The sequence below is a fragment of the Paracoccus gahaiensis genome (assembly GCF_005048225.1).
In the GTDB taxonomy this organism is placed as follows: Bacteria; Pseudomonadota; Alphaproteobacteria; order Rhodobacterales; family Rhodobacteraceae; genus Paracoccus; species Paracoccus gahaiensis.
Window position 1 is genome coordinate 192847 of the sequence record NZ_SUNI01000003.1, and the last position, 22945, is coordinate 215791.

The window sequence follows — 22945 nt, forward strand, 5'->3', positions numbered from 1 at the left end:
TCAGGTCCGTTCCAGCGTCAGGCAGGCCTGCAGCGCGGCAAGATGGCTCAGGCCCTGCGGCATGTTTCCCAGCCAAGCGCCGCTTTTGGGGTCGATCATCTCGGGCAGGATGCCGGGGCTGTCCGAGATCGTCCCGCGCAGGCCCGCCATCAGAGCGCGCGCCTGATCCTGCTGGCCCAGAAGGGCACGCGCCTCGACCATCCAGAAGGAACAGGCCAGAAAGCAGCCCTCTTCGGCCTCCATGCCGGAATAGCGGTAATGCAGATGCCGGTCGGCCCCCAAGGTCCGGTCGATGGCGTCCAGGGTCCGGCGCAGGCGGTCGGGCCCGTCGAACTCGAACCGCACCGCCAGGGCCAGCGCGGCATCCAGCCGTGTGGTGCCCGGATGCATGACATAGGCGCCCAGATCCTCGTTCCAGCAGTTTGCGTCGATCCAGTCGGCGATGCGCTGGCGCTCGCGGCTCCACCGCTCGCGGCAGGTGGTTGGCAGCTGGCCCGCATCGGCCAGTTCAACGGCCCGGTTCAGGGCCTGCCAGCAGCTGATCTTGGACATCGTGTAATGTTCCAGCTCGGGCAGTTCCCAGATGCCGGAATCCTTCAGCTTCCAGCGGTCGGCGCATTCGTCGGCCAGATGCGACAGGGTCTCGGCGCTGCGCGCGTCGATCAGGTTGCCCGCCCGGGTGAAGACCGACACCGTCTCGAAGATGTCGCCATAGATGCCGTGCTGGTGCTGGCCCGCGGCGCGGTTGCCGGCCAGGACCGGGCGCGAGTGGCGATAGCCGGGCAGGTCGACCTGCCGCACCGTCTCGTCCACGCCGCCGTCCAGCCGGAAGCAGACCCGGGCACCATGGGCGCAGAGCTGGTCCAGCAGCCAGGTCAGGGCGGCCTTGGCCTCGATCACCACGCCAAGCCGCAGGAACGAGGCGATGACATAGCCCGCATCCCGCACCCAGGCAAAGCGGTAGTCGTAGTTCTTGTCACCGCCGATCCGTTCGGGCAGCGAGGTGGTGGCCGCCGCCGCGATGGCGCCACTGGGCGCATAAAGCAGCAGCTTCAGCGCCAGCGCCTGCCGGACCATGAAATCGCGATCGTCGCCGCCCGGCGCGAAACAGGCGGACCAGTCGCGCCATTCCTGGTCCGACAGGTCGATCCGCGCGTCGATATCGGCCAGAGCCGGCACGACCAGAGGCTCGTTCGCGCCCGCCACGATGGCCAGGATCTCGCGCTCGCCTGCTGCCAGGTCCAGCCGGGCGGTGACGCGGTCGTCGCCCTGATCGGTGATCCGGACCTGGTCGCCATGCAGGAACAGCCCCAGCACCGAGCCGACATGGAAAGTTTCGTGCGGACCCCGGCAGGACAGGTAGGGGCTGCGCAAGCCGGCGCGATGGCCCAGCTGCAGGGTGATGTCGAAGCTCATGTGCCCGTCCAGAACCTCGACCCGACGAGCCAGCTCGCACCAGGGCAATCGCCCCGCCGTGCCGCTGTTCAAAGATTCCGTCAGCAGGGCCGTGCCTTGGGCGCCGGTGAAACGCGTCTCCAGCACGTTGCTGTCGGGGCGATAGCGGCGGCTGACCTGTACCGCGCCCCGGGGGGTGATGGCGAAGAACCCCGCCTGCGCGCCGTTCTGCAGCGGGGCCGAGCCGGCCAGCAGGCGGTCGAACAGAGGCGGGCTGTCCATGTTCGGGACGCACCACCAGTCGATGCCGCCATCCGCCCCCGACAGCGCGATCGAGCGTCCGTCGCCCAAGGCGGCATAGCTGTCCAGATCGGCAAAGCCCGCCGCGTCGCGCGCCACGCGGCTCAGGCCCCCTGTCCCAGATTGATCGACAGGCCCCCGTCGATGAAAAAGCTCTGCCCGGTGATATAGGAGGCCGCGTCCGAGACGAGAAAGGCGATCAGGGCGGCGACCTCCTCGGGCTGGCCGGCGCGACCCAGGGGGATATGGCTCTCCATCTGCCGCCGCAGCTCGGGATCGTCCTGCGCTGCCTGGTTGATCGGCGTCATGATCATGCCGGGGGCCACGTTGTTCACGGTGATCGACGCCCCGGCCAGCTCCAGCGCCAGCGTGCGGGCCAGCATCCGCAGCCCGCCCTTGGCCGCGTCATAGGCAGCCGATCCGGCGCGCGGCACCTCCTGGTGGATCGAGCTGACATTGACGATGCGCCCGCCCGCGCCCGCCGGCGCCGCCCGCCGGGCGAAGGCGCGGCACAGAAGGAAGGGGCCGGTCAGGTCGGTCGCGACGGTGGTCAGCCAGTCGTCATCCTCCATGTCGACGGCATGGGCACCGCTGGCATCGACGCCGGCATTGTTGATCAGCATATCGGCCCGCAGGCCATGATCGTCGAGATAGGCGAAGAGCGCCTCGACCTGGGCGGGATCGCTCTGGTCGAGCCCCTGGACATGGGCGGTCCGGCCAATAGCCCGCAGCGCCTGCGCGGTTGCCTCGGCCCCGTCGCGGTCGCTGTGATAGGTGACGAGGATGTCGTGCCCCGCCCGGGCCAGCGCCTCGGCGGTGGCGCGGCCGATGCCGGAATCCGATCCGGTGACGATGGCGATGGGGGCGTGGGGGCTGTCTGACATGGGGGATGATCCGGCGTTGCTGCGTTGCCCGCCAAACGCCCCCGAAAGGTCCGGTGTTCCTTGGACCCCGCGCGCCACACCGGTCACGATCGCGGCAGGACCGGCTGCTGCCGGGCACGGCTTGGCCCTCGGCCAAGGCCTTGGGGCGGCAGGCAATCTTCAGGACATGGGATGACCTGGTGCTGTGAGAGAGGATTGAACTCTCGACCTCACCCTTACCAAGGGTGTGCTCTACCACTGAGCTACCACAGCGCCGATGAGGGGGCGTTTAGACAATGGTCGGGGGGCGCGCAAGGGGCATTTGCGCGAAATCGGGCGAAATGTCGGATTGCCGCCGTCGCCCGTCGGCTTTGCTGGACGAGGCCCTCGCGCGGCGGTAACAGGGCAGGCATGACCGACCGACGCGACGATACAGCCGGGCCCGACAGCCGCGACCAGCGCCTTGGACAGGCGCTGCGCGCGAACCTGGCGCGGCGCAAGGCGCAGGCGCGGGCGCGTTCGGCAGGCAGTGCCCCCGATCCGGCACCGGACGGCCCGGCCGCAGACAACGCTGCCGCAGGCGATACCCAGAACAAGACCGCCCCGGACGCGGGCGGCGAGACAGGCAAGGACAGCTGATGGACCAGATCATCGTCACGGGGAACGGCCCCCTGAGCGGGGAGATCCCGATTGCCGGGGCGAAGAATGCCTGCCTGACCCTCATGCCCGCCACGCTGCTGACCGACCAGCCGCTGACGCTGACCAATGCCCCGCGCCTGTCGGACATCCGCACGATGACCGCGCTGCTGGGATCCCTGGGGGCCGAGGTCGCCAGCCTGCAGGAGGGCCAGGTGCTGGCCCTGTCCAGCCATGCGCTGACCAGCCACCGGGCCGATTACGACATCGTGCGCAAGATGCGCGCCTCGATCCTGGTGCTGGGGCCGCTGCTGGCCCGCGACGGGGTGGCCGAGGTGTCCTTGCCCGGCGGCTGCGCCATCGGCGCGCGCCCCGTCGACCTGCATCTGCGTGCCTTGGAGGCGATGGGCGCCAGCCTGGATCTGCGCGAGGGCTATGTCCACGCCAAGGCGCCCTCGGGCGGCCTGCGCGGCGCGGTCTTCGACTTTCCCGTGGTCTCGGTCGGCGCGACCGAGAACGCGCTGATGGCGGCGACGCTGGCGCGGGGCACGACGGTCCTGAAGAACGCCGCGCGCGAGCCCGAGATCGTGGACCTCGCGCGCTGCCTGCGGGCCATGGGCGCGCGGATCGAGGGCGAGGGCACTGGCACGATCACCATCGAGGGCGTGCAGGCGCTGCACGGCGCCACGCACCCGGTGGTCACCGACCGGATCGAGCTGGGCACCTACATGCTGGCGCCCGCCATGTGCGGGGGCGAGGTGGAACTGCTGGGCGGTCGCATCGAGTTGCTGGCGGCCTTCTGCGAGAAGCTGGACGAGGCCGGGATCAGCGTTTCGGAAACCCCGCGCGGCCTCAAGGTCGCGCGCAGGAACGGCCGCGTCCGCGCCGTCGACGTCACGACCATGCCCTTCCCGGGCTTCCCGACCGACCTGCAGGCGCAGTTCATGGCGCTGATGTGCCTGGCCGAGGGCACGTCGGTGCTGGAGGAGACGATCTTCGAGAACCGCTTCATGCATGCGCCCGAGCTGACCCGGATGGGCGCGCGGATCGAGGTGCAGGGCGGCCATGCGACCGTGACGGGCGTCGAGAAGCTGCGCGGGGCGCCGGTCATGGCCACCGACCTGCGCGCCTCGGTCAGCCTGATCCTGGCGGGGATGGCGGCCGAAGGCACGACCACCGTCAGCCGGGTCTATCATCTGGACCGGGGCTACGAGCATGTCGTGCGCAAGCTGCGCGGCGTGGGTGCCCATATCGAACGCGTGAAAGAGGAGGCCTCATGACCGGCGATGCCCGTTTCTCGGATGCCGACCCCCGCCCCCTGGCCCTGAGGGCCGAGGACGAGGTCGACCTGCGCATCCTGTCCTCGCTGGTGCAGGATGCCGTTCTGACCGGCGCCGAGATCAGCCATGATCCCAAGGCCCGGCGGCTGGTGCTGCTGCTGACCCGCTTCCGGTGGGAGGATGCCGAGGCCGCCCGCGGCGAGGGCCGCGACTTCGAGCGCGTGCGCAGCGTGCTGGTCCTCGGTGACGTGATGCGGGTCGTCAGCGACGGCGTGGCCCGCGACGCGGACACGGTGCTGGAGCTGCTGGCCCTGCGCTGGATGCCGGGCGAGGATGGCACGGGCCGCCTGTCGCTGGATTTCGCTGGCGACGGCACGATCCTGGCCGAGGTCGAATGCATCAATGTCGATCTGCACGACGTGACGCGCCCGCACCGGGCGGTCTCCGGCAAGGCGCCGCAGCATCCGGACTGAGGCCTTTTTCGGGTATTTGGGCAAAGAAGAAGCCCGCGTCACCCTGTCCTCGCGCTGCGCCTTGCGGCGGGCGGGGCGGCGGGTAAGGGTCGCGCGGGAACCGAGGGGAACGAGATGCCGGTCTTTCTGAACAGCGACGACGCCGATTTCGAGCGCGGGTTTCAGGCCATGCTGGGCGCCAAGCGCGAGGATTCGACCGATGTGAACGATGCGGTCACCGCGATCATCCGCGACGTGCGGGCGCGGGGCGATGCGGCGCTGTGCGAGCTGACCTCGCGCTTCGACCGGCTGGACCTGACGCCGGGCACGCTGCGCTTTTCGGCCGACGAGATCGCCGCGCAGGTGGCGCGCGTCACGCCCGAGGATCGCGCGGCCCTGATGCTGGCGGCCGAGCGCATCCGCGCCTATCACGCCCGGCAGATGCCCGAGGATGCCAGCTGGACCGATCCCGAAGGCGCGACCCTGGGCTGGCGGTGGTCGGCGGTGGCGGCGGCGGGGCTCTATGTGCCGGGCGGGCAGGCGGCCTATCCCTCGAGCGTGCTGATGAACGCCATTCCCGCGCGGGTGGCGGGGGTTGAGCGGCTGGTGATCTGCGTGCCGACGCCCGACGGGATCATCAACCCGCTGGTGCTGCTGGCAGCCCAGCTGTCGGGCGTGGACGAGATCTATCGCATCGGCGGCGCGCAGGCCGTGGCGGCGATGGCCTATGGGACCGAGACGATCGCGCCGGTCGACAAGATCACCGGGCCGGGCAATGCCTATGTCGCGGCGGCCAAGCGGCAGGTCTTTGGCCGCGTGGGCATCGACATGATCGCGGGCCCGTCCGAGGTGCTGGTGATTGCGGACGGGGATCAGAATCCCGACTGGCTGGCCTGGGATCTGCTGGCGCAGGCCGAACATGACGCGGATGCGCAGTCGATCCTGATCACCACCGATCCCGCCATGGCCGAGGCGGTGGCGGCGGCGGTGGAGCGGATCATCCCGACGCTGGACCGCGCGGCCATCGCGGGCGCCAGCTGGCGCGATTTCGGCACGCTGATCGTGGTGCGCGATCTGGACGAGGCGGCAGTCCTGTCCAACCGCATCGCGCCCGAGCATCTGGAGCTGTGCGTGGCCGACCCCGAGGGGCTGGCGGCCAAGTGCCTCCATGCCGGGGCGATCTTCCTGGGCGCGCATACACCCGAGGCGGTGGGCGATTATGTCAGCGGGCCGAATCACGTGCTGCCGACGGCGCGGTCGGCGCGGTTCAGTTCCGGCCTGTCGGTGATGGATTTCGTCAAACGCACGACCCTGGCGCGGCTGACGCCGGGCGCCTTGGCCGCCATCGGCCCCGCCGCCGTGCGTCTGGCCGCATCCGAGGGCTTGCAGGCGCATGGCGCTTCGGTTCAGGCTCGGTTGGGGACCCTGAACGAAAGGCTGTCGGAATGAGCCGCATCACCCGCATCGAGATCGACGACAGCGCCATCGCGCCCGCCACCCCCGAGATGGAGCAGGAGCGGCGCGTGGCGATCTTCGATCTGATCGAGGAGAACAGCTTCACCGTTCCGGGCCGCGACGGGGCGCCAGCGCCCGACGGGCCGTTCATCCTGGACCTGTCGATCCGCGAGGGGCGGCTGGTCTTCGACATGACCGACGAGGCGGGCGCCAAGGTGGCCGAGTTCCACCTGTCGCTCGGCCCCTTCCGGCAGGTGGTCAAGGATTACTTCCAGATCTGCCAGAGCTATTTCGACGCGGTCAAGCGCCTGCCCCCCGCCCAGATCGAGGCGATCGACATGGCCCGGCGCGGCATCCACAACGAGGGCGCCCGCACCCTGCAGGAGCGGCTGGAGGGCAAGGCGGTGCTGGACATCGACACCGCGCGGCGCCTGTTCACCCTGATCTGCGCGCTGATCCCGCAGGGCTGACGGGGCATGGCAGAGAACAAGATCCCCTCGTCGGTCCTGTTCTGCTGCGACCACAACGCCATCCGCTCGCCCATGGCCGAGGGGATGATGAAGAAGTTCCACGGCCGCGCGGCCTATGTGCAATCGGCCGGCGTGAAGAGCGACATGGAGGTGGACGGCTTTGCCATCGCCGTCTGCGACGAGATCGGCGTGCAGCTGGCCGGGCACCGCAGCCGCAGCTTCGACCAGATGCGCGATTGGGGCGACGATCTGGGGCAGTTCGACCTGATCGTGGCGCTGTCGCCCGCCAGCCAGCGCATGGCGCTGGAGATGACGCGCCACGCGCATCTGGAGGTCGAATACTGGCCGATCATGGACCCCACGGGCCTTGCCGAAGGGCGCGAGGCAAGGCTGGCCGCCTATCGCCAGACCCGCGACCAGATCGAGGCCCGGATGCTGGACCGCTTCGGCCCGCCCACCCGGCAGGGCGACGACGACCTCTAGCGGCGGCGCCAATGGGCGGGGACATCCCAGAGGGGGCGGTTCATCTCGGCCTCGACATCCTCCCGGGTCAGGCCGATGTCGCGCAGCTGGTCGTCGGTCAGCCGGTCCAGGTCCAGCCGGGTGCGGCGGACGTCGAACATCGTCAGGATCCGCTCGATCCACGAGGGGCGGGGCAGGATGCCGTGGCCGGTCACGACACGCAGCAGGGCCTTGGACTTGGGGGTCATCGGTCAACTCCGGTGATATGATCCATCAAGGGTGAAGATGAATCATGCCTGGATCATCTTCAAGCTTGATTGGTACCCTGCCGGGATGTATCTGTGAAACGAATGATATTGATGTCAGACATCAGCATTTGTGAAGGATCGACCGCCATGCGCAATCTGGACATCGCCACGCTGAGATCCCTGCAGGCCGTGGCCGAATACGGGGCCGTCACCCGCGCAGCCGAGGCGCTGAACATGACGCAAAGCGCGCTGTCCATGCAGATGAAGCGGCTGGAGGAGGCCTTTGGGCGCCCGATGCTGGACAAGGCCGGGCGCGGCGTGGTGCTGTCGGATTTCGCGCAGGACCTGCTGGGCGAAAGCCGCAAGCTGGTGGCGCTGAACGATGCGATCCTGGCGCGGTTCACCGGCCAGCGCCCCGAGGGGCGGCTGCGGGTGGGGCTGACCAGCGACTGGATGTTCACCAAGGTCGCGCAGACCGTGCGCGCCTTCCGGCAGGATTTTCCCCGGGTCGAGCTGGTGATCAACGATGCCCGCACCCGCGATCTGCGCGTGCAGATGCAGCGGGGCGAGCAGGATGTGATCTTGACCACCGAATTCGAAGCCCCGCCGGGTGCCATCAATCTGGCCAAGGTCGATCTGGCCTGGTTCGGGGCCACGGGCGGGACGGCCTGGCGCGAACGGCCTCTGCCGATCGCCAATTCGACGCATTGCGCCTATTATCCGGTCGGCATGGGGGCGCTGGACGATGCCGGGATCGAATGGGTGCATGTGGTCGGCGAGGGCGGCAACGACACCTGGCGGGTGCTGGCCGCCGCCGATCTGGGGGTCACCCTGCTGCCGCGCGGGATCCAGCAGCCGGGGCTGGAGGTCGTCGAGCACGGCGGTGCGCTGCCGCCGCTGCCGCCCACCTGGCTGAACGTCTATGTGGCGGACGGACCTGCCCGCCAGATCGCCGCGGATTTCGCGGGCTATCTGCGGCAGGTCGTCTGCGAGGTGGCGGCGGCGGCCTGACGGATCAGACCACCACGCCCGCGCCTTCGGTGGCCGGACCCGCGACGGCGCGGAAGGCCGCGAACAGCTCGCGGCCCATGCCCTCGCTGCTCTCCTCGGGGTCGAAGGCCATCGGTGCGCGGTCCTCGAAATCGGGCTCCAGGCATTCCAGCGTGCCGTGGGCCGCGTCCAGCCGCAGCATGTCGCCGTCGCGCAGCCGGGCCAGCGGACCGCCGCTGGCCGCCTCGGGCGAGATGTGGATGGCGGCGGGCACCTTGCCCGAGGCGCCCGACATGCGCCCGTCGGTGACCAGCGCCACCTTGAGGCCCCGATCCTGCAGCACCGCCAGCGTCGGCGTCAGCGAATGCAGTTCCGGCATGCCATTGGCGCGCGGGCCCTGGAAGCGGACGACGACGATGGTGTCCTCGGTGAACTCGCCGTTGCGGAAGGCGGTCTTGACCGCCTCCTGATCCTGGAAGACGCGGGCGCGCGCCTCGATCATGTGGCGTTCGGGGGCGACGGCGCTGATCTTGATGACGCCGCGTCCCAGATTGCCCTGAAGCTGCTTCATGCCGCCGGTCCTGGCGAAGGGATCGCTGGCCGGGCGCAGGATCTTGTCGTTCAGGCTGTCGCGGGCGCCGGCCTCCCACCGGATGCGGGCGCCGTCCAGCCGCGGCTCGGCGGTGTAGCCGTCGAGGCCGGTGCCGTTGATCGTCTTGACGTCCGGGTGCAGCAGCCCGGCCTCGAGCAGCTGGCCGATCATGTAGCCCAAGCCCCCCGCGGCGTGGAAATGGTTCACGTCGGCCAGACCGTTGGGATAGACCCGCGCCATCAGCGGCACGTTCTCGGACAGGTCGTGGAAATCCTCGATGTCGATGAGGACGCCCGCCGCCCGCGCCATCGCCGGCAGGTGCAGCACCAGATTGGTGGAGCCGCCCGTGGCCATCAGCCCGACGATGCCGTTCACGAAGGCGCGTTCGTCCAGCACCTCGCCCGCGGGCAGGTATTCGTTGCCCAGATTGGTGATCGCGGCGGCGCGTTCGACCGCCGCCACGGTCAGCGCCTCGCGCAGCGGCGTGTTCGGGTTCACGAAGCTGGAGCCGGGCAGGTGCAGGCCCATGAACTCCATCAGCATCTGGTTGGTATTGGCAGTGCCGTAGAAGGTGCAGGTGCCGGGGCCGTGATAGGAGGCCATCTCGGCCTTCATCAGCTCCTCGCGGCCGATCTCGCCGGTGGCGAATTGCTGGCGGATCTTCGACTTTTCGTCATTGGGCAGGCCCGAGGGCATGGGGCCTGCGGGCACGAACACGGCGGGGACATGGCCGAAGGTGGCGGCGGCGATGATGAGGCCCGGCACGATCTTGTCGCAGACGCCCAGATACATGGCCGAATCGAAGCAGTCATGCGAGAGCGCCACCCCCGCCGCCAGCGCGATCACGTCGCGCGAGAACAGGGACAGCTCCATCCCCTTGCGCCCCTGGGTGACGCCGTCGCACATGGCCGGCACGCCGCCCGCGACCTGCACCGTGGCCCCCGCCGCCTGGCCCGCCGCCCGGATCAGGTCGGGAAAGCGTTCATAGGGCTGATGGGCGGACAGCATGTCGTTATAGGCCGTGACGATGCCGATATTGGGCTTGCGGGTGGTGGCCATGTCGACCTTGTCCTCCATCGCGGCATAGGCATGGGCCTGGTTGCCGCAGGACAGATGCGCGCGGGCGGGGCCCTCCTGCGCGGCGCGGGCGATCTTGGCGAGATAGCGGTCGCGCGAGACCTGCGAGCGTTCGCGGATGCGGTCGGTGACGCGGTCGATGGTGGCGTGAAGGGTCATGGCGGGGCCTCCTCTGGCTTTGGCGGCAGTATATGCCGTTAGCGATAACGGTTCAACCATGTGCGTGCGGCGGCGTGGCAGGGGGGCGCTGCCCCCCGGCCTGCGGCCTCCCCCTGGGATATTTGCGCCAAGATGAAAGGGTGCGGGCGCTTGTGCGGGCGGATGGGGCGTGGCAGATCGGCAGCTAAAGGAGAATTGCGATGAGCGAGCTGACCGGCGATCGTCCCGTCATCCGGCTGCGGCCCAAGTCGAAGCCCCAGGCCATCCGGCATGGCTTTCCCTGGGTCTTTGCCGACGAGGCGGTTCTGGACCGCCGCACCAAGGCGCTGCCCCCGGGCGGCATGGCCGTGCTGGAGGATCCGGAGCGGGTGCCCTTGGGGCTGGTGACGGTCAACCCGGCCTCGAAGATCATCGCGCGGGTGATGGATGCCGATCCGGCGGCGGTGATCGACGGGGCCTGGCTGCGGGCGCGGCTGGAGCGGGCGCTGGCCTTGCGGGTGCGGATCTATGACGCGCCCTTCTACCGGCTGGTCCATGCCGAGGCGGACGGTCTTCCGGGGCTGGTCATCGACCGCTTCGGCGATGCGGCGGTGATCCAGCCCAACGCCGCCTGGGCCGACGGGATGGTGGAGGAGATCGCCGAGGCGCTGGTCGCCGTGACCGGCGTGACCACGGTGGTGGTGAACGGGCAGGGCCGCTCGCGCGGGCTGGAGGGGCTGACCGAGCGGCTGGAGGTGATCCGCGGGACGGCCCCCGACGCGCCGGTGCCGGTGCAGATGAACGGGGCGGTCTATCTGGCCGACCTGCTGGGCGGGCAGAAGACGGGGCTGTTCTTCGACCAGCGCCCGAACCATGCCTTTCTGCAGCGGCTGGTGGGGGATGGGCCGGTGCTGGACGTCTTCAGCCATGTCGGCGGCTTCGGTCTGGCGGCGCTGGCGGCGGGCGCGTCCCATGCGCTGTGCGTCGACGGCAGCGCGCCCGCGCTGGAACTGGCGCGCGGCGGGGCCCAAGCGATGGGCGCCACCGACCGGCTGGAGACGCTGCAGTCCGACGCCTTCAAGGCGCTGGAGAGCCTGGCCGCCGAGGACCGCCGCTTCGACGTGGTGGTCTGCGATCCGCCGGCCTTCGCGCCCTCCAAGCCCGCGCTGGAGGCGGGGCTGCGCGCCTATGAGCGGGTGGCCCGGCTGGCCGCGCCGCTGGTGGCGCCCGGCGGCTATCTGGCGCTGTGCAGCTGCAGCCATGCGGCCGATCTGACCTCGTTCCGCAATGCCAGCGCGCGGGGCATCGGCCGGGGCGGGCGGCGCGGCGTGCTGATCCATACGGGCCAAGCCGGGCCCGACCATCCGACCCTGCCGCAACTGGCCGAGACGGGCTATCTGAAGACGCTGTTCTTCCGGCTGGACTGATGCGCGCGGTTCTGGACGCCAATGTCCTGTTCCCCACGATCCTGCGCGAGATCCTGACCGATCTGGCGCAGGCGGGCCTCTATCACGCGCTGTGGTCCGAGCGGATCCTGGCGGAATGGCGCCATGCCGCCGCCCGGCTGGGTCCCGATCAGGATGCGGTGGCGGGGGCCGAGATCGCGCTGCTGCGGCTGCGTTTCCCTCAGGCCGTGCAGCGTGACGACGGCGATGCGGCGATCGATCTGGATTTTCCCGACGAGGCCGACCGCCATGTGGTCGAGGCGGCACTTGCGGGGCGCGCCGATCTGATCGTCACCGCCAATCTGCGCGATTTTCCGCAGCCGCTGATGGTTGGGCTGGGGCTGCGGGCGATCCATCCCGACACCTTGCTGCGCGATCTGCACGACGCGGACCCTGCGACCGTCCGCCGCGCCGTCGAGGCTGCCCGCGCCAAGGCAGCCGCCCTGGGCGGTGCCATGTCCTTGGGCGAGATGCTCAAGCGCTGCCGCCTTCCACGCCTGGCCAAGCGTCTGTCCGCTTGATGCGCATTGCCGTTAACGCTACCAACCGCTAAGTCCGACGCCAACCAGAAGGAGAGCCGCATGGTCTCGCGTGTCATTCCGGTCGATGACTTCGACCTCGTGATCTTTGGCGCCACGGGCGATCTGGCCCATCGCAAGATCCTGCCCGGCCTGTATCGGCGGTTCGAGGCGGGCCAGATCCCGGCCAGCAGCCGCATCATCGGCGCCGCCCGAACCGAGCAGGACGACGCGGCCTTTCGCGACGAGGCGTTCCGGGCGATCTGCGATCATTCCAGCGTGGACAAGGACAATCCTCAGCTGCAGGAATTCCTGGGGCTGCTGGGCTATGTCGCCATCGACGCCAGGGGCGAGGGCGGCTGGCAGGCGCTGAAGGACCGGATGCGGCCCGGCGCGGTCCATGCCTTCTACTTCTCGGTGGCGCCCGCGCTGTTCGGCGACATCGCCGAGCGGCTGGCGGGGCATGGCATCGCCCATGACGACAGCCGGATCGTGGTGGAAAAGCCCTTCGGGCGCGACCGCGCCTCGGCCCGCGCGTTGAATGCCACGCTGGCCAAGCATTTCCACGAGGACCAGATCTATCGCATCGACCATTACCTGGGCAAGGAGACGGTCCAGAACCTGATGGCGGTGCGCTTTGCCAATGTGCTGTTCGAGCCCCTGTGGAACGCGCAGTTCATCGACCATGTGCAGATCACCGTGGCCGAGACCGTCGGCGTGGCCGGGCGCGGCAGCTATTACGACAAGTCCGGGGCGATCCGGGACATGGTCCAGAACCACATGATGCAGCTTCTGTGCCTGATCGCGATGGAGCCGCCCTATCACTTCGATCCCGATGCGGTGCGCGACGAGAAGCTGAAGGTGATCCGCGCGCTTCAGCCGGTCGAACCCGCCGACATCGTGCGCGGCCAATATACTGGCGAGGGCAGCGACTATCTGACCGATGCCGAGGATCCGGCCTCGCGCACGGAAAGCTATGTGGCGATGAAGGTCCGCATCTCGAACTGGCGCTGGCAGGGCACGCCCTTCTATCTGCGCACCGGCAAGAAGCTGCGCGCCCGCACCTCCGAGATCGCCATCACCTTCAAGGAACCGCCGCATTCGATCTTCGACGACAGTGGCGTGCCCAAGGCCAACGAGCTTGTCATCAGATTGCAACCCAACGAGGGAATGAACCTCAAGGTGATGATCAAGGAACCGGGGCCAGGGGGGATGCGGCTGGTGCAGGTGCCGCTGGACATGAGCTTTGCCGACGCGCTCGGCGCGGATGGCGCCGACATGCCCGACGCTTACGAACGGCTGATCATGGACGTGATCCGCGGCAACCAGACCCTGTTCATGCGCGGCGACGAGGTCGAGGCGGCCTGGGCCTGGACCGATCCGATCATCGAGGCCTGGGAGGACGGCAAGCGCCGCCCCGAGCCCTATGACAGCGGATCCTCGGGGCCCGACGAGGCGTTGCGCCTGATGCACCGCGACAATCGCCGGTGGAGAGAGATCAGGTCATGACCATGGAATTCAAGGAATATCCCGATCGCGAGATGCTGGCCTTGTCGCTGGCCGACCGCATCGCCTCGCAACTGGCGCAGCATCTGCGCGGCCACGAGCGGGCAACGCTCTGCGTGCCGGGCGGCACCTCGCCCGCGCCGGTCTTCGACACGCTGTCGGGGGCCGATCTGGACTGGGGCCGCGTCACGGTCGTGTTGGGCGACGAGCGGTGGGTGGATGGCGATCACAAGCGGTCGAATTCCCGCCTGCTGCGCCGCCATCTGCTGAAGGAGAAGGCGGCGGCGGCCGACTATATCGACCTTTACACCGGCGATGCCTCGCCCGATCTGGCGACCGAGGGTCTGGGCGCGCGCCTGATGCCGCATCTGCCGCTGACGGTGGTGCTTTTGGGCATGGGCAACGACATGCACACGGCCAGCCTGTTCCCCGGTGCCGATCATCTGGCCGCCGCCCTAGCCTCTGACGCGCCGCCGGTCATGGCGATCCGGGCCGAGGGCGCCGAAGAGCCGCGCATCACCCTGACGCGGCCGATCCTGTCGGGTGCCATCAACATCCACCTGCTGATCATGGGCCCGGAAAAGCGCGAGGCGCTGGAGCGCGCGCAGAAGCTGGACCCGATGCAGGCGCCGATCCGCGCCTTTCTTGACGAAGCCACCGTCCACTGGGCGGAGTAAGGGACCGACATGACCGATCTGTGGAACCGCCTGACCTTAAGCCGTGCCGCCCAGGGCGATGCCCGCATCGACGCGCTGTTCGATGCCGATCCAGACCGGGCGACGGCGTTTTCGACAACCGCCTGCGGGATGGTCTTCGACTGGTCCAAGACGATGATCGACGAAGGTGCGCGCGACCTGCTGCTGGATCTGGCCCGGGACGCGGGCGTCGAGGCGCGGCGCGAGGCGATGTTCGCGGGCGAGAAGATCAACGAGACCGAGGGCCGCGCCGTCCTGCACACCGCGCTGCGCAATCTGGACGGCAGCGTGACGGTCGACGGCCAAGACGTGATGCCCGAGGTGCGGGCCATCCATGACCGCATGGCCGAGTTCGCCCGGGCGGTCCGCGACGGCAGTTTCGCGGGGCAGGGCGGCAGGATCACCGATGTGGTCAATATCGGCATCGGCGGGTCCGATCTGGGGCCCGCGATGGCGGTGCTGGCGCTGGCACCCTATCATGACGGGCCGCGCACGCATTTCGTCAGCAATGTCGACGGCGCCGACATCGCCGACACGCTGAAGGGGCTGGACCCCGCGACGACGCTGGTCGTCGTGGCCTCCAAGACCTTCACCACCATCGAGACGATGACCAATGCGCAGACCGCGCGCGACTGGATGGCGGCCTCGGTCGCCGATCCTGCGGCGCAGTTCGCGGCGCTGTCCTCGGCCGTGGGAAAGACCGGCGATTTCGGCATCGATCCGTCGCGGGTCTTCGGCTTCGAGGATTGGGTCGGCGGGCGCTATTCGGTCTGGGGGCCGATCGGGCTGTCGGTGATGCTGGCCGTGGGGCCCGAGGCCTTCGACGCGTTCCTGGCCGGCGGGGCCGAGATGGACGCGCATTTCCGCGACGCCCCGCTGGAGGCGAACCTGCCGGTCCTGCTGGCGCTGACCGGGATCTGGCATCACCAGGTCTGCGGCTATCCGACCCGCGCGGTGCTGCCCTATGACAACCGCCTGATGCGTCTGCCGGCCTATCTGCAGCAGCTGGAGATGGAATCGAACGGCAAGCGCGTGGCGATGGATGGCAGCGAGCTGACCCATGCCTCGGGCCCGGTCGTGTGGGGCGAGCCCGGCACCAACGGGCAGCACGCCTTCTATCAGCTGATCCATCAGGGCACGACACCGGTGCCCTGCGAGTTCATCCTGGCCGCGACGGGTCACGAGCCGGATCTGGCCCATCACCACATCCTGCTGGCCGCCAATTGCCTGGCGCAGGCCGAGGCGCTGATGCGGGGCCGGTCGCTGGACGAGGCGCGCGCGCTGATGGCCGCGAAGGGGCTTGAGGGGGCCGAGCAGGACCGACAGGCCCGCCACCGGGTCTTTCCGGGCAACCGCCCCTCGACCCTGTTGCTGATCGAGCAACTGACGCCGCATGCCCTGGGCGCGATCCTGGCGCTGTACGAGCATCGGGTCTTCGTGGAAGGCGTGATCCTGGGGATCAACAGCTTCGATCAATGGGGGGTCGAGCTGGGCAAGGAACTGGCCCTGAAGGTCGAGCCGCTGCTGACGGGCGGGGCAATGGACGGGCATGACGCCTCGACCCTGCGGCTGGCCGCGCTGATCCGCGAGATGCGCGGCTGAGCGCGCAGAAGGGGGGCGCTGCCCCCCGTCCTGCGGACTCCCCCCGGGATATTTCGACCAAGATGAAGGCGGCGCGGGTTTTGGCGCCGCTTTTCCTTTGGGGCGCGACCCGCTAGGGTCCGGCCAGCACGGAAAGGTTCGATCATGGCGTTCTTCACCAAATTGCGCGAGCGGCTGACCCGGTCCTCGGCCAAGATCGGCGCGGGTCTGGACGATCTTGTGGGCGAGGCGCCGGCCCCGCCCGAGGCGCCGCTGCCCGCGACCGAGCTGCCCGCGCCGATGGCCACGCCGCATCCGCAGCCGGTCCAGCCGGGTCTGGTCGGGCGCCTTTTCGGACGGGCCGAGCCCAAGGTCGAGGAGCCGCGCCGGGCGCTGGACGATGCGATGCTGGAGGAGCTGGAGGACATGCTGGTCCAGGCGGATCTGGGCGTGGACACGGCGTTGCGCGTGACCGCCAACATCGCCGAGGGGCGGATGGGGCGGCGGCTGTCCTCGACCGAGTTGAAGGAGTTGCTGGCGGCCGAGATCGCGCGGATCATGGCGCCGGTGGCGCGGCCGCTGCCGATCTATCCGAAAAAGCCGCAGGTGGTGCTTGTCGTGGGCGTCAATGGCGCCGGCAAGACCACCACGATTGGCAAGCTGGCCAGCCAGTTCCGCGCGGCCGGCAAGTCGGTGGTGATCGCGGCGGGCGACACGTTCCGCGCGGCGGCGGTCGAGCAGCTGCAGGTCTGGGGCACCCGGGCCGGCGTGCCGGTCATGGTCGCGCCGCAGGGCAGCGATCCGGCCAGCCTGGCTTGGGACGCGATGGTGCGGGCCGAGGCCGAGGGCGCCGATCTGCTGATGATCGACACGGCGGGGCGCCTGCAGAACCGTCAGGATCTGATGGAGGAGTTGGCCAAGATCGTCCGCGTGATTCGCAAGAAGGATCCCGAGGCGCCGCACAACACGCTTCTGGTCCTGGATGCCACCACCGGGCAGAACGCGCTGAACCAGGTCGAGACCTTCCTGAAGCTGGCCGATATCTCGGGCCTGGTGATGACCAAGCTGGACGGCACCGCGCGCGGCGGCGTGCTGGTGGCCTTGGCCGACCGGTTCGGGCTGCCCATCCATGCGATCGGCGTGGGCGAGCAGATCGATGATCTGGACGCCTTTGATGCCGAAGAGTTCGCCCGGGCGCTGGTCGGGCTTTAGGCGCGCACCAGCGGCTTTGCATTGCGCAGATGGCGATGCAGCAGCTGCCGGGCCTGGCGCCCGCTGGGCACGGGGCGCGCGAAGGGCGGCGGGCCGTCCAAATGCAGGCGGGGCAGCACGGCGTGGATCTGGGCCAGCTGCAGGGAACTGAAGGCCTGCAAGGCGATCGGGCCGGGATAGAGGCTTTCGGTCCAAGCGCCCTCGGCCTCGATCACCTCGTGGCGCGCCAGAAGCAGATGCCAGTAGGTCACCGGATCGTCCCCGCCCCGCAGGGCGATGCCCGGCTGGCCGATCAGGTGGCGGGCGGCCACCAGCGTGTCCTCGGATCCCAGCATCCGCGCCGCGATGGCCGAGCGCAGCAGCATCCGGTGCTGGGGCGAGACCAGCATGTCGCGCAAGGGGCGCCCCGGGCCGAGCGATCCCGGGGCCAGGCGGATGGGCCGGTCCTGCGGGCGCAGGTCCAGATGCGCGGCGTCCGCCCGGCGATGGCCCAGCCACAGGATCGGCTGCAGACCGTGATCCAGCGTCGCTACCAGATCGCCGGGGCGCAGCGTCTGGATCGGGCGGGGGCCCTCGGCGGTGCGGATCAGCGTTCCTTCGGCGAAGCAGGGCATGGGGGCATAGGGGACAGAATCATCTGTGGCGTAGATGCTGCGGAACGAGACGAAGGTGTAGGTCTGGTCCAGCGTGAAGACAGGAAAGACGGTTTCCCCGTTCTCGACACGGGACAGGGGAAAGATCAGCACCGAATGGCGGTCGCCGATCTCGTCCCCCAGATCGCCCTGGATCAGCGTCCGGGGGAACATGGCGAAGAACCGGTCGCTGCCCTGTCCGGCGATGATCGATCCCTGGAAGTTCGACAGCGCCGTGCCGGCGGGAACCGTCACCGCCGTCGCACCATAGCCGAAGGTGACGGGATCGAGCAGTTTCTGTTGGTCTTCCCCGGGCGAGTAAAGGCCGGAATTGAAATGGGGATCGTCGTCGCTGATCCGGATCGTGGTCAGGACCGGATCGGTGAAGACGATCGGCTGGCGGTCGGTCCAGGGCGCAAACTCGCGGTTGCCCTCGTCGGTGGCGGAGGTGATCCTGTCGGCAAGGGTGAGGACGGTGATCTGATAGGACATGCGCATCTCCGTTCGGTGGGCCGGATGCGGGCATCGCGGGGCTGCAAGGCACTGCCCGCAGCATACGAACGGAAGCTTAATTTTTCGTTAACCGGGTCTCAGCCCGCCGGGGTCGAGGCCGAGGTCCCGCGTTCGCGATAGGGCGTGCTGCCATATTGCGCGCGGTAGCATTTCGAGAAATGCGAGGGGCTGGAAAAGCCCGAGGCCAACGCGATCTCGATGATCGACATCTCGGTCTGCATCAGCAGGTTGCGGGCCCGGGCCAGCCGGGTTTCCATGTAGTACCGCTTGGGGCTTCGGTTCAGGTAGCGGCGGAACAGGCGCTCCAGCTGGCGGGTGGACATGCCGGCGTCCAGGGCCAGGCGGGCCGGGCTGATCGGTTCCTCCAGCGTGGCCTCCATCCGGGCGATCACGGCGGCCAGGCGGGGATGGCGCACGCCGATGCGGGTGGGGATCGACAGGCGCTGGCGGTCCTGATCGGTGCGGATCGCGGTGTGCAGCATCTGGTCGGCCACGTCGGCCGCCAGCGCATCGCCATGCGCCTCGGCGATCAGGTGCAGCATCAGGTCGATGGAACTGGTCCCCCCCGCCGCCGTCAGCCGGTTGCCGTCATGCACGAAGACGGATCGGAACAGATCGACCTGCGGGAAGGCCTCGGCAAAGCCGTCATGGTTCTCCCAGTGGATCGTGGCCTTGCGCCCCTCCAGCAGCCCGGCCTCGGCCAGGATCCAGGCGCCGGTGCAGACCGCACCCATCGAGGTGTCGCCGCGCGCCTGCCGGCGCAGCCAGGCCAGCACCGGGCGGGTGGCCTCGCGGGCGATCTCGGTGCCGCCGCAGACGATCACCACGTCGTCGCGGCCGGGCGGTGGGGCGTCGCCCTCCAGGCTGGCATCCACGGCCACCCGCGTGCCGTTCGAGCAGGTCGCCATGTCGCCGCGCGGACCGACCAGCCGCCAGTCGAACAGCGCCCGGCCCGCCGCGCGGTTGGCCAGCCGCAACGGCTCGATCGCCGCCGTGAAGGGCAGCATGGTGAAGCGGTCCAGAAGCAGGAAGGTGAAGCGGCGCGGTCTGTCGGAGGGCATGGGGGCTGTCTTTGCGAACATGTCGATCCGGCACCCAAACAGGGATTTCGCGCCGCGGCAAGGGGCCGCAACGCGGGCGCGGCGCGCCCTGCCCGCCGGGGCGGCAGGGCCTTTTCCTGACGGCGGTTCGCGTCTATACCTGCGCCACCGTTTTCAAGGAGCCCAAGGCCATGACGCAGGATATCCGCAAGACCGCCGCCACCCCCGCATGGGACAAGGCCGGCTGGCGCGCCTATCCGCGCGTCCAGATGCCGGACTATACCGACCCCGCCTCTCTCGGCGCGGTCGAGGATCAGCTGCGGCGCTATCCGCCGCTGGTCTTCGCGGGCGAGGCGCGGCGCCTGAAGGCGCAGCTGGCCGAGGTCGGCGCCGGGCGCGGCTTCCTGCTGCAGGGCGGCGATTGCGCGGAAAGCTTCAGCGAGTTCAGCGCCGATAACCTGCGCGACACCTTCAAGGTGCTGCTGCAGATGGCCGTGGTGCTGACCTGGGGCGCGCAAATGCCGGTGGTCAAGGTCGGCCGCATGGCGGGCCAGTTCGCCAAGCCTCGCAGCGCACCGACCGAGGTCGTGGACGGGGTCGAGCTGCCCAGCTATCGCGGCGACATCATCAACGGGTTCGATTTCACCCCAGACTCCCGCATTCCCGATCCGCAGCGGATGCTGGCGGCCTATACGCAGGCGGCGGCGTCGCTGAACCTTCTGCGTGCCTTCTCGACCGGCGGCTTCGCCGACATGCAGCGGGTGCAAAGCTGGATCGCCGATTTCGTGGGCGGCCCCGAGGCGGCGCGCTATCGCGACATCGCGGGGCGGATCGGCGACGCGATGGCCTTCATGCAGGCCGCGGGGGTCAATTCCGACACCGCGCATCAGCTGTCCAAGGTGGATTTCTACACCAGCCACGAGGCGCTGCTGCTGGAATACGAGGAGGCGCTGGCGCGGATCGATTCGACCACCGGCCTGCCGGTGGCGGGTTCGGGCCACATGATCTGGATCGGCGACCGCACGCGCCAGCCCGACGGCGCGCATGTGGAGTTCTGCCGGGGCGTGCAGAACCCCATCGGCCTGAAATGTGGGCCGACCACCACGGCGGACGACCTCAAGGTGCTGATGGCCAAGCTGAACCCCGACAACGAGGCCGGGCGCCTGACCCTGATCGCGCGCTTCGGCGCGGGCAAGGTCGGCGACCACCTGCCGCGTCTGGTGCAGGCGGTCAAGGACGAGGGCGCGAATGTCGTCTGGTCCTGCGACCCGATGCACGGCAACGTCATCAAGTCCTCGACCGGCTACAAGACGCGGGCCTTCGATTCGATCCTGCGCGAGGTCCGGGAATTCTTCGCCGTCCACAAGGCCGAGGGCACCATCCCCGGCGGCGTGCATTTCGAGATGACCGGCAAGGACGTGACCGAATGCACCGGCGGCGTGCGCGCCGTCACCGACGAGGATCTGTCCGACCGCTACCACACCGCCTGTGATCCGCGCCTGAATGCCAGCCAGTCGCTGGAACTGGCTTTCCTTGTGGCCGAGGAGCTGCGCGCCCGGCGCGAGGATGCGGCCCCGGCCCGCACCGCCGCCGCCAGCTGATCCCGAAGGGCCCCGCCAGCGCGCGGGGCCTTTTCACTTCCAGCGGCGATGGACCCAGAACCACTGGTCCATGTGGCGCCGCACCAGCATCTCCAGATCGTCGTTCAGCGCCTGCATCATGATGCGGGGTTCGTCCTGGGCCACCGGGGCGCCGACATGGACCCGAAAGCTCAGCCCGTCGGATTTGCGGATGCCTGCGATCGGCACGACCAGCGCATCGTAGCGCCGCGCCAGTTCGGCGGGGGTCAGCACGGTCCGGGTCGGCAGATCGAAGAAGCGCAGCTCGGCCCCCTCGCGGTCGTATTGGTCGAAGCCCAGGGCCAGCCAGCCGCCGCCGCGCAGAAAGCGCAGCATCGCCGCCAGCCCGGCCCGGCCGCGCGGAAACAGCGGCTCGGCGATGGCGGTGATGGCGGGGACGTAGTGGCGGTTGAACGCCTCGTTGTTCATGGGGCGGTAGAGGGCGCCGACCGGCCAGCCGCGCCCGGCCAGCGCCGCCCGCATCGCGTCGTAATTGCCGAAATGCGCGCAGACGAGGATGACGGGGCGGTTCTCCTCCAGCGCCGCCTCCAGCGCGGGCAGGCCCGGGCCTTCCAGCGGATCGGCGGCGCGGATGCGGGTGGTGAATTCCTCGCCCGAATAGATCTCGGCCAGGGACCGCCCGGCATTGTCGGGGACCGCGCGGACCAGCGCCGCGATCTCGGTCTCGGACAGGTCCGGGCGGGCCAATGCGAGGTTGTCCCGGATGCGCCGCCGCCAGCCCGCCAGGGGCGCGATCAGATGCGCGAAGACCCAGCCCATCGCCGGGATGCGGCGATCATAGGGCAGGAGGCGCGCCAGCGACATGATCGCCAGGAACGCCCCGTTGGCCAGACGGTCGGTCAGCGAGGGTCGGTCGTCGCGCATGGTTCCTTTCGGGTCGCGCGGGCCTCGCGCGACCAGACATAGAGGCCCGCGCCCACGATAACCGCAGCCCCGGCAATGGTCCACCGATCGGGCAGCTGCCCGAAGAACAGCCAGCCCCAGAGGCCCGCCCAGATGAGGCCGGTATAGCCGAAGGGCGCCAGCACCCCGGCCTCGGCGGCGCTGAAGGCGCGGACCAGCAGGTACTGGCTGGCGGTGCCGAAGATCGCCAGCAGCGCGAAGGCCCACATGTCTCCCACCGCGATCGGCTGCCAGAAGAACGGCACGACGAGGCTGCTGGCGATGCTGCCCACGACCGCCGACCACATGACCGAGGTCGCCACCGAATCGGCCCGCACGATCCGCGTCAGCAGCGCGCCCGCCGCATAGGTGAAGGCGCCCGCCAGCGGCAGCAGGGCGGCGGGCTGGAAGACCCCCAGCCCCGGACGGATGATCAGCATCGCCCCGATCAGCGCCACAGCGATGCCCGCCAGGCGGCGCGGCCCGATCCGCTCGCCCAGGAACAGCGCCGCGCCGAGCGTGATCAGGACCGGGTTCAGGTCCATGATGGCGGTCGCCTCGGCCAGACCGATATATTGCAGCGAGGTGAAGAACAGCACCACCGATCCCAGCTGCATCAGCGCGCGGGCGAATTGCGTGCCCGGCTGGTGGGTGCGCAGCAGGGGCAGCATGGCGCCCCGAAAGATCAGCGCGAAGATCAGCAGATTGCCCACGAAGCGCGCCCAGATGACCTGAGCGGGGTGATAGACCTGCGTCAGATGCTTGGCCGTCGCATCCATCAGCGTGAAGCCCAGGATCGCCGCCAGCAGCAGCGCGATGCCGCGCGCCTGATCCGATCCCGGCTGCCGCAGCCCGTCCCGCTCGCGTCCCATCAGCGCGAAGCCCCGCGCAAGCACCCGCATCAGCTGGGGGTCCTTTGGGTA

22 protein-coding genes and 1 tRNA gene are annotated in these 22945 nt (G+C 69.3%); 14 read left to right on the forward strand and 9 right to left on the reverse strand.

Going from position 1 to position 22945, the window contains the following annotated elements:
- The 3 genes from FA743_RS05650 to FA743_RS05660 all read right to left on the reverse strand — a co-directional run bounded on the left by FA743_RS05650 (position 1) and on the right by FA743_RS05660 (position 2831).
- Positions 1–1794 (reverse strand): glycoside hydrolase family 15 protein, encoded by a 1794-nt coding sequence (locus tag FA743_RS05650; protein WP_246054847.1) that lies wholly within the window; start codon positions 1792–1794, stop codon positions 1–3.
- 5 nt (positions 1795–1799) lie between these two features.
- Positions 1800–2579 carry an SDR family oxidoreductase gene (locus tag FA743_RS05655; RefSeq protein WP_136884899.1) on the reverse strand — a complete coding sequence of 260 codons (780 nt, stop codon included), beginning with the start codon at positions 2577–2579 and terminating at the stop codon, positions 1800–1802.
- A gap of 177 nt (positions 2580–2756) precedes the next feature.
- Positions 2757–2831: transfer RNA gene (locus FA743_RS05660), tRNA-Thr, on the reverse strand.
- A gap of 138 nt (positions 2832–2969) precedes the next feature.
- Here FA743_RS05660 and FA743_RS05665 point away from each other — a divergent pair.
- From FA743_RS05665 to FA743_RS05690, 6 genes are all read left to right on the forward strand, one after another.
- On the forward strand, positions 2970–3197 hold the full coding sequence (locus FA743_RS05665; protein WP_136884900.1) for a hypothetical protein: 228 nt from the start codon (positions 2970–2972) through the stop codon (positions 3195–3197).
- Complete coding sequence (gene murA, locus FA743_RS05670) at positions 3197–4474, forward strand: UDP-N-acetylglucosamine 1-carboxyvinyltransferase (protein ID WP_136884901.1); 1278 nt, start codon at positions 3197–3199, stop codon at positions 4472–4474. The genes FA743_RS05665 and murA overlap by 1 nt, the downstream gene beginning before the upstream one ends.
- Positions 4471–4947: a DUF2948 family protein gene (locus FA743_RS05675; protein WP_136884902.1), complete on the forward strand. Its 477-nt coding sequence runs from the start codon at positions 4471–4473 to the stop codon at positions 4945–4947. Before murA ends, FA743_RS05675 begins: the two co-directional genes overlap by 4 nt.
- Before the next feature lie 114 nt (positions 4948–5061).
- Entirely contained in the window at positions 5062–6375 is a 1314-nt protein-coding gene (hisD, locus tag FA743_RS05680; RefSeq protein WP_136884903.1) for a histidinol dehydrogenase, read from the forward strand.
- Positions 6372–6851 carry a UPF0262 family protein gene (locus FA743_RS05685; RefSeq protein ID WP_136884904.1) on the forward strand — a complete coding sequence of 160 codons (480 nt, stop codon included), beginning with the start codon at positions 6372–6374 and terminating at the stop codon, positions 6849–6851. Before hisD ends, FA743_RS05685 begins: the two co-directional genes overlap by 4 nt.
- Before the next feature lie 6 nt (positions 6852–6857).
- A complete protein-coding gene (locus tag FA743_RS05690; RefSeq protein ID WP_136884905.1) occupies positions 6858–7334 on the forward strand; it encodes an arsenate-mycothiol transferase ArsC in 477 nt (158 codons plus the stop codon).
- Here the strand turns inward: FA743_RS05690 and FA743_RS20575 are convergent.
- Positions 7331–7561 (reverse strand): DUF1127 domain-containing protein, encoded by a 231-nt coding sequence (locus FA743_RS20575; RefSeq protein ID WP_246054848.1) that lies wholly within the window; start codon positions 7559–7561, stop codon positions 7331–7333. The genes FA743_RS05690 and FA743_RS20575 overlap by 4 nt on opposite strands.
- A 147-nt stretch (positions 7562–7708) precedes the next feature.
- Here FA743_RS20575 and FA743_RS05700 point away from each other — a divergent pair, with 147 nt between their 5' ends.
- Positions 7709–8572: a LysR family transcriptional regulator gene (locus FA743_RS05700; RefSeq protein ID WP_169308779.1), complete on the forward strand. Its 864-nt coding sequence runs from the start codon at positions 7709–7711 to the stop codon at positions 8570–8572.
- A 4-nt stretch (positions 8573–8576) separates the two neighbouring features.
- Here the strand turns inward: FA743_RS05700 and edd are convergent, their stop codons facing one another.
- Positions 8577–10379, reverse strand: a complete 1803-nt coding sequence (edd, locus tag FA743_RS05705; protein WP_136884907.1) for a phosphogluconate dehydratase — start codon at positions 10377–10379, stop codon at positions 8577–8579.
- Between the two features lie 200 nt (positions 10380–10579).
- On the opposite strand from edd, the gene FA743_RS05710 reads away from it, so the two are divergent.
- The 6 genes from FA743_RS05710 to ftsY all read left to right on the forward strand — a co-directional run bounded on the left by FA743_RS05710 (position 10580) and on the right by ftsY (position 17315).
- On the forward strand, positions 10580–11785 hold the full coding sequence (locus FA743_RS05710; protein ID WP_136884908.1) for an RSP_2647 family RNA methyltransferase: 1206 nt from the start codon (positions 10580–10582) through the stop codon (positions 11783–11785).
- Positions 11785–12324 (forward strand): RSP_2648 family PIN domain-containing protein, encoded by a 540-nt coding sequence (locus FA743_RS05715; protein ID WP_136884909.1) that lies wholly within the window; start codon positions 11785–11787, stop codon positions 12322–12324. Before FA743_RS05710 ends, FA743_RS05715 begins: the two co-directional genes overlap by 1 nt.
- Before the next feature lie 60 nt (positions 12325–12384).
- Entirely contained in the window at positions 12385–13830 is a 1446-nt protein-coding gene (gene zwf / locus FA743_RS05720; protein WP_136884910.1) for a glucose-6-phosphate dehydrogenase, read from the forward strand.
- Positions 13831–13832: 2 nt separating this feature from the next.
- Complete coding sequence (pgl, locus tag FA743_RS05725; protein WP_211242205.1) at positions 13833–14504, forward strand: 6-phosphogluconolactonase; 672 nt, start codon at positions 13833–13835, stop codon at positions 14502–14504.
- A gap of 9 nt (positions 14505–14513) precedes the next feature.
- Positions 14514–16124 carry a glucose-6-phosphate isomerase gene (pgi, locus tag FA743_RS05730; RefSeq protein ID WP_136884912.1) on the forward strand — a complete coding sequence of 537 codons (1611 nt, stop codon included), beginning with the start codon at positions 14514–14516 and terminating at the stop codon, positions 16122–16124.
- 144 nt (positions 16125–16268) lie between these two features.
- Positions 16269–17315, forward strand: coding sequence for a signal recognition particle-docking protein FtsY (gene ftsY / locus FA743_RS05735; protein ID WP_136884913.1), 1047 nt, complete (start codon positions 16269–16271; stop codon positions 17313–17315).
- Here the strand turns inward: ftsY and FA743_RS05740 are convergent.
- On the reverse strand, positions 17312–18439 hold the full coding sequence (locus tag FA743_RS05740) for a Hint domain-containing protein (RefSeq protein WP_169308780.1): 1128 nt from the start codon (positions 18437–18439) through the stop codon (positions 17312–17314). The genes ftsY and FA743_RS05740 overlap by 4 nt on opposite strands.
- A 98-nt stretch (positions 18440–18537) precedes the next feature.
- Entirely contained in the window at positions 18538–19521 is a 984-nt protein-coding gene (locus FA743_RS05745; RefSeq protein WP_342774370.1) for a GlxA family transcriptional regulator, read from the reverse strand.
- 170 nt (positions 19522–19691) lie between these two features.
- Between FA743_RS05745 and FA743_RS05750 the strand changes: the two genes are divergently transcribed.
- Positions 19692–21101 (forward strand): class II 3-deoxy-7-phosphoheptulonate synthase, encoded by a 1410-nt coding sequence (locus tag FA743_RS05750; RefSeq protein ID WP_136884916.1) that lies wholly within the window; start codon positions 19692–19694, stop codon positions 21099–21101.
- A gap of 33 nt (positions 21102–21134) precedes the next feature.
- Here the strand turns inward: FA743_RS05750 and FA743_RS05755 are convergent, their stop codons facing one another.
- A complete protein-coding gene (locus tag FA743_RS05755) occupies positions 21135–22004 on the reverse strand; it encodes a lysophospholipid acyltransferase family protein (protein WP_136884917.1) in 870 nt (289 codons plus the stop codon).
- Entirely contained in the window at positions 21980–22924 is a 945-nt protein-coding gene (locus FA743_RS05760; protein ID WP_136884918.1) for a DMT family transporter, read from the reverse strand. The genes FA743_RS05755 and FA743_RS05760 overlap by 25 nt, the downstream gene beginning before the upstream one ends.
- Positions 22925–22945 lie beyond the last annotated feature (21 nt).

What these genes read in the sequence shown, in the direction of transcription:
- FA743_RS05655 (WP_136884899.1), bottom strand. Translation starts at nt 2,579, where the DNA reads ATGTCAGACAGCCCCCACGCCCCCATCGCCATCGTCACCGGATCGGAT.
- FA743_RS05665 (WP_136884900.1), top strand. Translation starts at nt 2,970, where the DNA reads ATGACCGACCGACGCGACGATACAGCCGGGCCCGACAGCCGCGACCAG.
- murA (WP_136884901.1), top strand. Translation starts at nt 3,197, where the DNA reads ATGGACCAGATCATCGTCACGGGGAACGGCCCCCTGAGCGGGGAGATC.
- FA743_RS05675 (WP_136884902.1), top strand. Translation starts at nt 4,471, where the DNA reads ATGACCGGCGATGCCCGTTTCTCGGATGCCGACCCCCGCCCCCTGGCC.
- hisD (WP_136884903.1), top strand. Translation starts at nt 5,062, where the DNA reads ATGCCGGTCTTTCTGAACAGCGACGACGCCGATTTCGAGCGCGGGTTT.
- FA743_RS05685 (WP_136884904.1), top strand. Translation starts at nt 6,372, where the DNA reads ATGAGCCGCATCACCCGCATCGAGATCGACGACAGCGCCATCGCGCCC.
- FA743_RS05690 (WP_136884905.1), top strand. Translation starts at nt 6,858, where the DNA reads ATGGCAGAGAACAAGATCCCCTCGTCGGTCCTGTTCTGCTGCGACCAC.
- FA743_RS20575 (WP_246054848.1), bottom strand. Translation starts at nt 7,561, where the DNA reads ATGACCCCCAAGTCCAAGGCCCTGCTGCGTGTCGTGACCGGCCACGGC.
- FA743_RS05700 (WP_169308779.1), top strand. Translation starts at nt 7,709, where the DNA reads ATGCGCAATCTGGACATCGCCACGCTGAGATCCCTGCAGGCCGTGGCC.
- edd (WP_136884907.1), bottom strand. Translation starts at nt 10,379, where the DNA reads ATGACCCTTCACGCCACCATCGACCGCGTCACCGACCGCATCCGCGAA.
- FA743_RS05710 (WP_136884908.1), top strand. Translation starts at nt 10,580, where the DNA reads ATGAGCGAGCTGACCGGCGATCGTCCCGTCATCCGGCTGCGGCCCAAG.
- FA743_RS05715 (WP_136884909.1), top strand. Translation starts at nt 11,785, where the DNA reads ATGCGCGCGGTTCTGGACGCCAATGTCCTGTTCCCCACGATCCTGCGC.
- zwf (WP_136884910.1), top strand. Translation starts at nt 12,385, where the DNA reads ATGGTCTCGCGTGTCATTCCGGTCGATGACTTCGACCTCGTGATCTTT.
- pgl (WP_211242205.1), top strand. Translation starts at nt 13,833, where the DNA reads ATGGAATTCAAGGAATATCCCGATCGCGAGATGCTGGCCTTGTCGCTG.
- pgi (WP_136884912.1), top strand. Translation starts at nt 14,514, where the DNA reads ATGACCGATCTGTGGAACCGCCTGACCTTAAGCCGTGCCGCCCAGGGC.
- ftsY (WP_136884913.1), top strand. Translation starts at nt 16,269, where the DNA reads ATGGCGTTCTTCACCAAATTGCGCGAGCGGCTGACCCGGTCCTCGGCC.
- FA743_RS05740 (WP_169308780.1), bottom strand. Translation starts at nt 18,439, where the DNA reads ATGTCCTATCAGATCACCGTCCTCACCCTTGCCGACAGGATCACCTCC.
- FA743_RS05745 (WP_342774370.1), bottom strand. Translation starts at nt 19,521, where the DNA reads ATGCCCTCCGACAGACCGCGCCGCTTCACCTTCCTGCTTCTGGACCGC.
- FA743_RS05750 (WP_136884916.1), top strand. Translation starts at nt 19,692, where the DNA reads ATGACGCAGGATATCCGCAAGACCGCCGCCACCCCCGCATGGGACAAG.
- FA743_RS05755 (WP_136884917.1), bottom strand. Translation starts at nt 22,004, where the DNA reads ATGCGCGACGACCGACCCTCGCTGACCGACCGTCTGGCCAACGGGGCG.
- FA743_RS05760 (WP_136884918.1), bottom strand. Translation starts at nt 22,924, where the DNA reads ATGCGGGTGCTTGCGCGGGGCTTCGCGCTGATGGGACGCGAGCGGGAC.